Origin of the sequence: Spirillospora sp. NPDC049652, from assembly GCF_040675125.1 — a bacterium.
Lineage (GTDB): Bacteria > Actinomycetota > Actinomycetes > Streptosporangiales > Streptosporangiaceae > Spirillospora.
On record NZ_JBFAOF010000264.1, the window covers coordinates 1 to 8,177 of the forward strand.

7 protein-coding genes are annotated in these 8,177 nt (G+C 73.3%); 2 read left to right on the plus strand and 5 right to left on the minus strand.

Annotated elements, in window-relative coordinates; genetic code table 11:
- The coding region (locus tag AB0J52_RS18465) for an HAD-IC family P-type ATPase (protein ID WP_500182812.1) at positions 1 to 1,165 on the plus strand (1,165 nt) is incomplete at its 5' end.
- A gap of 31 nt (positions 1,166 to 1,196) precedes the next feature.
- On the opposite strand, the gene AB0J52_RS18470 is transcribed toward AB0J52_RS18465, so the two are convergent.
- Entirely contained in the window at positions 1,197 to 1,448 is a 252-nt protein-coding gene (locus AB0J52_RS18470; protein ID WP_500182813.1) for a hypothetical protein, read from the minus strand.
- A gap of 85 nt (positions 1,449 to 1,533) precedes the next feature.
- Between AB0J52_RS18470 and AB0J52_RS18475 the strand changes: the two genes are divergently transcribed.
- On the plus strand, positions 1,534 to 1,884 hold the full coding sequence (locus tag AB0J52_RS18475) for a hypothetical protein (protein ID WP_500182814.1): 351 nt from the start codon (positions 1,534 to 1,536) through the stop codon (positions 1,882 to 1,884).
- On the opposite strand, the gene nhaA is transcribed toward AB0J52_RS18475, so the two are convergent.
- From nhaA to mazG, 4 genes are all read right to left on the minus strand, one after another.
- Entirely contained in the window at positions 1,863 to 3,779 is a 1,917-nt protein-coding gene (gene nhaA / locus AB0J52_RS18480; RefSeq protein ID WP_500182815.1) for a Na+/H+ antiporter NhaA, read from the minus strand. The two genes, AB0J52_RS18475 and nhaA, sit on opposite strands and share 22 nt — an antisense overlap.
- A gap of 21 nt (positions 3,780 to 3,800) precedes the next feature.
- Positions 3,801 to 4,745: an NADP-dependent oxidoreductase gene (locus AB0J52_RS18485; protein WP_500182816.1), complete on the minus strand. Its 945-nt coding sequence runs from the start codon at positions 4,743 to 4,745 to the stop codon at positions 3,801 to 3,803.
- A 157-nt stretch (positions 4,746 to 4,902) separates the two neighbouring features.
- On the minus strand, positions 4,903 to 7,122 hold the full coding sequence (locus tag AB0J52_RS18490; protein WP_500182817.1) for a transglycosylase domain-containing protein: 2,220 nt from the start codon (positions 7,120 to 7,122) through the stop codon (positions 4,903 to 4,905).
- A gap of 175 nt (positions 7,123 to 7,297) precedes the next feature.
- Positions 7,298 to 8,177 (minus strand): nucleoside triphosphate pyrophosphohydrolase (gene mazG / locus AB0J52_RS18495; RefSeq protein ID WP_500182818.1); only part of this gene is annotated, 880 nt, incomplete at its 5' end.

The following is an 8,177-nucleotide window of genomic DNA, read 5'->3' on the forward strand; positions in this document are numbered from 1 at the left end:
CGCGGTGGCCGTCGCGGACCGTCCGGCCGCCCGCCGCGACTACGCGCCCGGCGACGAGCGCGGCCTCACGCTGCTCGGCTTCGTCGGGTTCCGGGACGAGCCCGACCCGTCCGCCCCGGCCGCGCTGGAACGGCTCGCGGGGCTCGGCGTGGCACTGGTCGTGGTGACCGGCGACCACCCGCTCGTCGCCGTCCGGACCTGCCGGGACACGGGCCTCGTCCCCGGCCGCGTCGTGCTCGGCGCGGAGCTGGACGACCTGCCGGACGCCGCCCTGGACGCCCTGCTCGCCCCGCCGGACGGCACCGCCCCCGTGTTCGCCCGCGTCGACCCAAGGCAGAAGGCGCGGATCGTCGGGGCGCTGCGCCGCACCGGCCGGACGGTCGGCTTCCTCGGCGACGGCATCAACGACGCGCCCGCGCTGCGCGCCGCCGACGTCGGGATCTCGGTCACCGGCGCGGTGGACCTGGCCCGCGAGTCCGCCGACGTCGTGCTCGCCGGCCGCGACCTGTCGGTGCTCGCGCACGGCATCACCGAGGGCCGCCGGACGTTCGGCAACGGCGTCAAGTACATCCGGATCGCGGTGACGTCGAACGTGGGGAACGTGGCGTCGATGCTGGCGGCGAGCGTGCTGCTGCCGTTCATGCCGCTGCTGCCGCTCCAGGTGCTCGCGCAGAACCTGCTGTTCGACCTGTCGCAGCTCTCGCTCGCCCGCGACCGGGTCGACCCGGCGGACCTGCGCGGCCCGCGCACCTTCGACGCGCGCGAACTGGCCCGGTTCGCGGCGGTGTTCGGCGCGCTCGGCGCGCTGTTCGACCTGGCCGCCTTCGGCTTGTTCTGGTGGCTGCTGGAGGCCCGCTCGGGACCGGGCGGCGTGGCCCTGTTCCACACCGGCTTCCTGGTGGAGAACCTGCTCGCCCAGGCCCTCACCCTGCTGGTGCTGCGCGGGCGCGGCCGCCGCAGGGGGTCGCCGCGAGCGGCCCGGACGGTCGTCGCGGCGGCCTGCCTGCTGGCGCTGACCGCGCTGCTGCTGCCGCTGTCGCCGCTGGCCGGGCCGCTCGCGCTGGCGCCGCTGCCGGTCGCGGCCGTGCCGCTGCTGGCGGCCGTCCTGGCGGGCTACGGCACGGCGCTGGTGATCGTCCGGAACCGCTACCTGAAAGCGGCGTAACCTGGACGTAGAGGACGGTGAACAGGGCGGCTCAGTGGCGCGGCCGGTCGGCCTTGTCGGGGCTGCCCTGCTGCTCCAGCTGGGACCTGATCTTGTCGCGCTCGGCCTCCAGGTCGGCGATCTGGCCCTGGAGCTCCTCGCGCATCTGGAGGTCCTGGCCCGCGTCGCCGTAGTCCTGCGGGATCGATGCCGACTCCTCGCCCAGATCGGCGCCCTCGCCGCGCAGCCGCTTCAGGGTCGCTTCGACGTTCTCCAGCCGTTTCCGCAGGTCAGATGAGGTCATGCCGGGTGATATTCCCCTAGCTGACCGGACATAACGCCCTCCCTCCCCGGGAATCACCCAGGGGAGGGCTAGGCAGGAGGGACTCATGGTCCACGGAGAGAACGAGGAAGAGCAGCTCAGGTACGAGACCGAGATGGGCGACGACGAGCAGGAGTACACCACCCGCTCGACCGAGCGCTACATCGAGGACCCGCCCGCCGACCTGGTGATCGAGGGAGACCCCGAGCCGGACGACGGCCGCCTCGGCATCGTGCGCGAGAACGCCGAGGAGTACCGGCGCGGCGACCGGCGGCGCGAAGAGACCGAGTGGGACGACCGTCCCGCCGAGGTCACCGCCGTCCGGGACAGGCGTGGCAGACCGCCGGAGGAGGACGCCTTCGCCGACGACCTCCACGCGGAGACCCGTCCCGGCGGCTACTCCCCCGAGCCCGACTGACCGTCCCGCGCGTCGGCCGCGGCCAGGGCCGCTTCGACGGCGGCGCTGAACCCTTCCAGGTCGTGGGAGCCGCCGTACTCGACGCCGTTCAGGAAGAAGGTCGGCGTCCCGGTGATCCCCGCGCGCTGCCCGGCCCGCCTGACCTCGCCCACCCTGTGCTCCAGCTCCCGGACGTCCTCCCAGGGGAAGAAGCCCATCCGCTTCGAGTAGGCGAGCAGGTCGCGGTCGTTCAGCGCGAGCTGGTGCGCGAACAGCACGTGGTGCATCTCCCAGAACCGGCCGTGGGTCGCGGCGGCCTCGGCGACCAGCGCGGCGGGCATCGCGTGCGGGTGGATCTGCTGGAGCGGGAAGTGCCGGTACACCAGTCGCAGCCGGTCCCCGTACCGCTGCTTCAGCTCGTCCACCGCGGGCTGGACGGCCCCGCAGTACGGGCACTCGTAGTCGCCGTACTCGATCAGCGTGACCGGGGCGTCCGGCGGCCCGAGGACGTGGTCGGCGGACGTGACCGGCGGCAGCGGCTCGTTCGCGGCGTCCGGCTCGGTCCCGCCCGAGGGCGGCGCGCACACCCCGCCGCGGTCCCAGACCAGCCGGAAGATCAGCCAGCCGAGCCCGGCGGCCAGCAGCGATCCGGCCAGGATCCCGATCTTCGCCTGGGACTGCAGGTCCGGCCGGTCGGTGAAGGCGAGGTCGGTGATGAACAGCGACACCGTGAACCCGATGCCCGCGACCGCCGCGCCGCCGAGCAGCTGCCCCCACACCAGCCTCCCGGGGAGGTCGCCCCAGTCGAGGCGCAGCGGGATCCAGGTGCCGAGCGCGATCCCGGCGAACTTGCCGGCCACCAGGCCGAGCACGACGCCGAGCGTGACCGGGGACGTCGCGGCGCGCCGCAGCGACTCCGGGTCGAGCCGGACGCCCGCGTTGGCCAGTGCGAACAGCGGGACGATCACGTAGCCCGTCCACGGGTGCAGCAGGTACTGCAGGCGCTCGTTGACCGACACGGTCGACACGACCGAGCGGCGCGCCGCCCGCGCCAGCTCCGGGCTCGGGTCGCGCTGGAGCGCCTGCACCAGCTCCCCGGCGCGCAGCCGCTCGGTGTCGGGCGGCGCGTACACGTTCACCAGGACGCCCAGCACGATCCCGGCGATCGTCGGGTGGACGCCGCTGCGCAGCACCGCTCCCCACACGAGGAGGCCGAGCAGGAGGTAGACCGGTCCGCGCCCGACGCTCAGCCACCGGACGGCCACGATCAGCGCGAACAGCCCGAACGCGGCGAGCAGCGGCCAGACCGACAGGTCCTCGGTGTAGAAGATCGCGACGACCGAGATCGCGCCCATGTCGTCGACGACCGCGAGGGTCAGCAGGAACGCCCGCAGCGGGTCCGGGCAGCGCGCCCCGATCACCGCGAGCAGCCCGAGCACGAACGCCGTGTCGGACGCCATCGGGATGCCCCAGGCGCTTGACCCCGGCCCGCCCGCGTTGACCGCGTAGTAGAGCAGCGCGGGGACGACCATGCCGCCGAGCGCGGCCACCGCCGGGACGGCCACCACGCGGCGCTCGCGCAGCTGCCCGACCTTGACCTCGCGGCTGATCTCCAGCCCGATGACGAAGAAGAACAGCGCCATCAGGCCGTCGTTCACCCACTCGCGGAGGGTCAGGCCGAGCTCGTCGCCGTCGAGGATGACCGAGAGGCCGGTCTCCCAGAACTCCTCGTAGGAGTCGTGCCAGGGCAGGTTGGCCCAGATCAGCCCGGCGGCCGTCGCGGCGAGCAGCACGAGCGTGCTGCCGGTCTCGGTGGCGAGGAAGGAGCGCAGCCCCTCCGGCACCCGCGCGGCGACCGGTCCCGGCTCCGCCGTCCCGCCGGGGCGCTCCGCCGTCCCGCCCGGAGGCTCCGCCATCAGGCCCGTCCCCGGCCCGCGTCAGAGGCGGATGACGAGCTTGCCCCGCGCGCCGCCGCGCTTGACCTCGGCGAGCGCCGCCGGGGCGTCGGCCAGATCGACCTCCCGGTCGATGCGCACGGTCAGCTTGCCCCGGTCGATCAGCTCCGCGAGCGTCGCCAGCAGCTCGCTGGACGCCTTGTTGACGAAGTTGACCGCCCGGATGCCGCGCTTCTTCAGCCCCGCCGTGTTCGCCTGCCCGATCGTGGACGCGACGACCCCGCCCTTGCGCACCGCCCCGGCGAGCTCGTCGAGCCGCCGCTCGTCGTCGACCAGGTCGATCACGATGTCCAGGCCGTCCGGATGGGCCTCGGTGACCGACTCGAACAGGTCGCCCTCGCGGTGGTCCACGGTCTGGTCCGCGCCGAGGCCGAGCATCGTGTCGGTCATGTCCGGCCCGGCGGTGGCGATCACCCGCGCGCCCTTCAGCGCCGCGAGCTGGACCACCGCCTGCCCCACTCCGCCGGTCGCGCCGCAGACCAGGACGGTCTTGCCCTCGTCCACCCCGGTCGTCTCGACCAGGTTGTAGGCGGTCATGCTCGCGGTCGGGACGGCGGCGGCCTGGCTGTAGACCATCTTCTCTGGCATCGTCGCGACCGGGCCGTCCGCCGCGACGACGGCGTACTCGGCGTAGCTGCCGAGGCCGCGCGGCACCGCGCCGAACGAGCCGTACACCTGGTCGCCGGTGCGGTACCGGTCGACGCCCTCGCCGACCTCCTCGACCACGCCCGCGCCGTCCTGGCCGAGGATCAGCGGGAAGGACGCCTCGACGGCGCCCTTCATCGCGCCGTCGGCGACCTTCCAGTCGTACGGGTTCACCCCCGCGGCGACCAGCTTGACCAGGATCTCGCCCGGACCCGGCTCGGGCCGGTCGAGGTCCATCAGCGACGGCGTGGCGCCGTACTCCGACACGGCGATGGCACGCATGCGGCTCTCCCCCGTTTCCCCCGTCGGAGATGATCTACCCAGGGTCCGCCAAACCACACGACCGCGCAGGTCAGCGCGCCGGGCGAGGCCGAGATCGGGAACGGATCAGGGGACGGTGGGGGCGCGGTCCGGGCCGTCGTCCGGGCCGCCGTCCGGGTCAGCGCTTGGCGCCGGGGCTCGGTTCGAGGGTCGGCGTGGTTCCGGGCAGGGGGTCGCCGCCGCGCTTCTTGTCCCCCTTCTTGTCGCCCTTCTTATCCTTCTTGTCCTTCTTGTCCTTCTTTTCCTTGTTCGGGTCGGTCTCGCCGTCGCCCATGCTGAAGTAGTGCGACGGCGGATCGTGGAAGTCGCTCTCGGACACCCCGTCCAGCGCGTCCGACATGGTGTCCTGCCAGATCGGGGCCGGGATCGTCGCGCCGAACACCTCGCCGAAGCACTCCCCGTCCATGCACAGGTCGTCCATCGGGTACTTGTAGCCGCCGCGCGGATCGCCGACCCAGACCGCCGACGCCAGGTCCGGGGTGTACCCGGCGAACCAGGCCGCCGAGAAGTTGTCCACGGTGCCGGTCTTCCCGGCCGCCGGACGCCCGATCCCCGACCCGGCCGCGGTGCCCTTGGTCAGCACGCCCCGCAGCACGTAGTTCACGGCGTCCGCCACGCCCTTGTCGATCACCTGCTTGCAGCCCGCCGACGGGATCTTCCGCTGCTTGCCGGCCGTGTCGGTCACCGAGGTGATCGCGATAGGACGGCAGTACTTCCCGCGCGCGGCGAAGGTGGCGTACGCGGCGGCGAGCCGCAGCGGCGACACCGGGTTGAAGCCCAGCGTGAACGACGGGTACTGCTCCAGCGGCTTGCCGTTGGCCTGCCGCATCCCGAGCTTCTCGGCCATCTGCACGGTCTCGCAGAGCCCGACCTCCTTCTCCAGGTGGAGGAAGAAGGTGTTCACCGAGTGCCAGGTGCCGGTGACCAGCGAGAACTGCCTGCCGCCCTCGCCGTCCGCGGAGTTGCGCAGCTCGGTGTGGTCGCCGACCCGCCTGCCGTCGCAGTTCCGGTAGCCGGTCGGGGTGAACGAGGTGGGCGCGTCCAGCATCGCGCCGAACGGCATGTCGTCCTGGAGCGCGGCGGCCAGCGTGAACACCTTGAACGTGGAGCCCGACTGCATGCCGATGCTGGCCCCGTGGTCGGCGTCGGCGGCGAAGTTGATCCACGTCTTGCCGCGTTCGTCGTCCGGGCCGAGGTCGCGGTCGACCGCCATCCCCCGGATCGCGCCCGTTCCCGGCTCGACGAGCGCCTCGGCGGCGGCCTTGTGCGCGGAGTTCTTCGGCGGGACGTGCCGGTCCACCGCCTTCTGCGCCGCCTTCTGCATCCGCCAGTTCAGCGTCGTCCGGATCGTGAGGCCGCCGCGCTTGAGCAGCTTCTCCCGGTCCGCCCGCGTCTTGCCGAACACCGCGTTCGTCAGGATCTCCCGCTGCACGTAGTCGCAGAAGAACGGCGCGCCGCTGCTCACGCAGCCGTTGCGCGCCTGGTGGACGTGCAGCCGGACGGGCTGCCTGGCGGCGGCGTCCGCGGTCGCCTGCGGGAGCCAGCCCAGCTGCGCCATCCGGGCGAGCACCACGTCGCGGCGCTGGCGCGCGGCGTCCGGATGGTTCACCGGGTCGTAGGCGTAGGGGTAGCGGACGACGCCCGCGAGCAGCGCCGCCTCCGGCAGCGTCAGCTTCGCGGCGGTCTTGGAGAAGTAGTGCCGGGCCGCCGCCTCGACGCCGTAGGCGCCGTCCCCGAAGTAGGCGATGTTCAGGTAGCGGCGCAGGATCTCGTCCTTGGAGTACCGCTTCTCCAGCGCGACCGCGTACCGCAGCTCGCGCATCTTGCGGCCCGCCGACAGCTCCGTCGCGCCCTTGCGCTGGCTGTCGTTGGTGGCCTGGGTGAGCAGCAGGTTCTTGACGTACTGCTGGGTGATGCCCGAGCCGCCCTGGGTGACCTGCCCCGACCCGAGGTTGCTGATCAGCGCGCGCAGCGTGCCCTTGGAGTCGAGCGCGCCGTGCTGGTAGAACCGGCTGTCCTCGATCGCGAGGACGGCCTGCCGCACGACCGGCGCGATCTGCTTCAGCGGGACGTCGATCCGGTTCTGGTAGTAGAACGTCGCGATCGAGCTGCCGTCCGCCGCCAGGATCGTGGACCGCTCGGGCACGCCGCTGGTGTCGACGCCGTCCGGGATGTCCTGGAACCAGCCGGCGGCGTCCCGGGTGGACACGCCCGCGGTGAACGCCGTGGGCAGCAGCAGGAGCGCGACCAGGATCCCGGCCAGCACACCGAAGCCGAACAGGCCCCGGACGGCGCGGAGTTTGTCCGGTATCTCGTCGTCCCGCATACCAGGCAGCACCGCCCCAGGGTAAACGGCGGGCCACGGCCCGGCCAGACCTTCGCCGATCTTCGTCGGACCGGTCCGGTTCCGGCCGGACGCCCCTGCCGAACGGCCTGCAGGACGGCGTTCCCGGCCGCGGGGCCGACGCCGCCCGGACGGGCCGAACCGCTGTCTGGCCGCCCTCCGGACCCCGCTACTCGGAGGCGGTGGGGTGCGCGCGCTCCCAGGCGCGGACGCGTCCGGCGAACTCGCGGGCCGCGGCGCGCAGCTCGGCCTCGGCGTCCACGCCCTCCGCCTGCGCCTGCCTGACCAGCGAGAACAGCCGTCCGACCAGGTCGGAGCCGGGCACCTCGTAGGCGTCCTCGGGCAGCTCGACGCGCGCCGCGCGGCGCTGGAGCTGCGCGGCGAGGCTCAGCGCGGGCTGGCCCATCGGGACGCCGTCCAGCACCGAGGCCGCCTCGCCCTTCTTCTCCGCCCGCTCGGCCGCCTTGATCTGCTCCCAGTTCGCGTTCACCTCGTCGGCGTCCCGGACGGTCACGTCCGCGAACACGTGCGGGTGCCGCCGGACGAGCTTGTCGACGATCCCGGCCGCGACGTCGTCGATGGTGAACGCGGTCTCGTCGTCCCGCTCGGACGCCACGACCGAGTGGAACGCGACCTGCATCAGCACGTCGCCGAGCTCCTCGCGCAGCGCGGCGAGGTCGCCGCCGGAGACGGCGTCCTCCACCTCGTACGCCTCCTCCAGCAGGTACCGCACCAGCGACTCGTGGGTCTGCTTGCGGTCCCACGGGCACTCGCGGCGCAGCGTGTCCATGACCGAGACCAGGTCGAGCAGCCGCGCGCCCGGCAGGTCGTAGGAGCCGTGCAGCGCCTCGACGTCCAGCGGGTCGTCCACGACGAGCCGCCCGACCTCGCGCATCAGCCGCTCGTCGCCGTCCTGCGCGGCGACGAACACCACGCTCCCGCCCCCGCCGGCCGATTCCCGGCGCGCCAGGTCCACCAGCGCGGCCGGGTCGGGCTCGGCGACCTGCTCGGCGTCGACGCCGGCCTCGGCCAGGTAGGGCAGCAGCGGG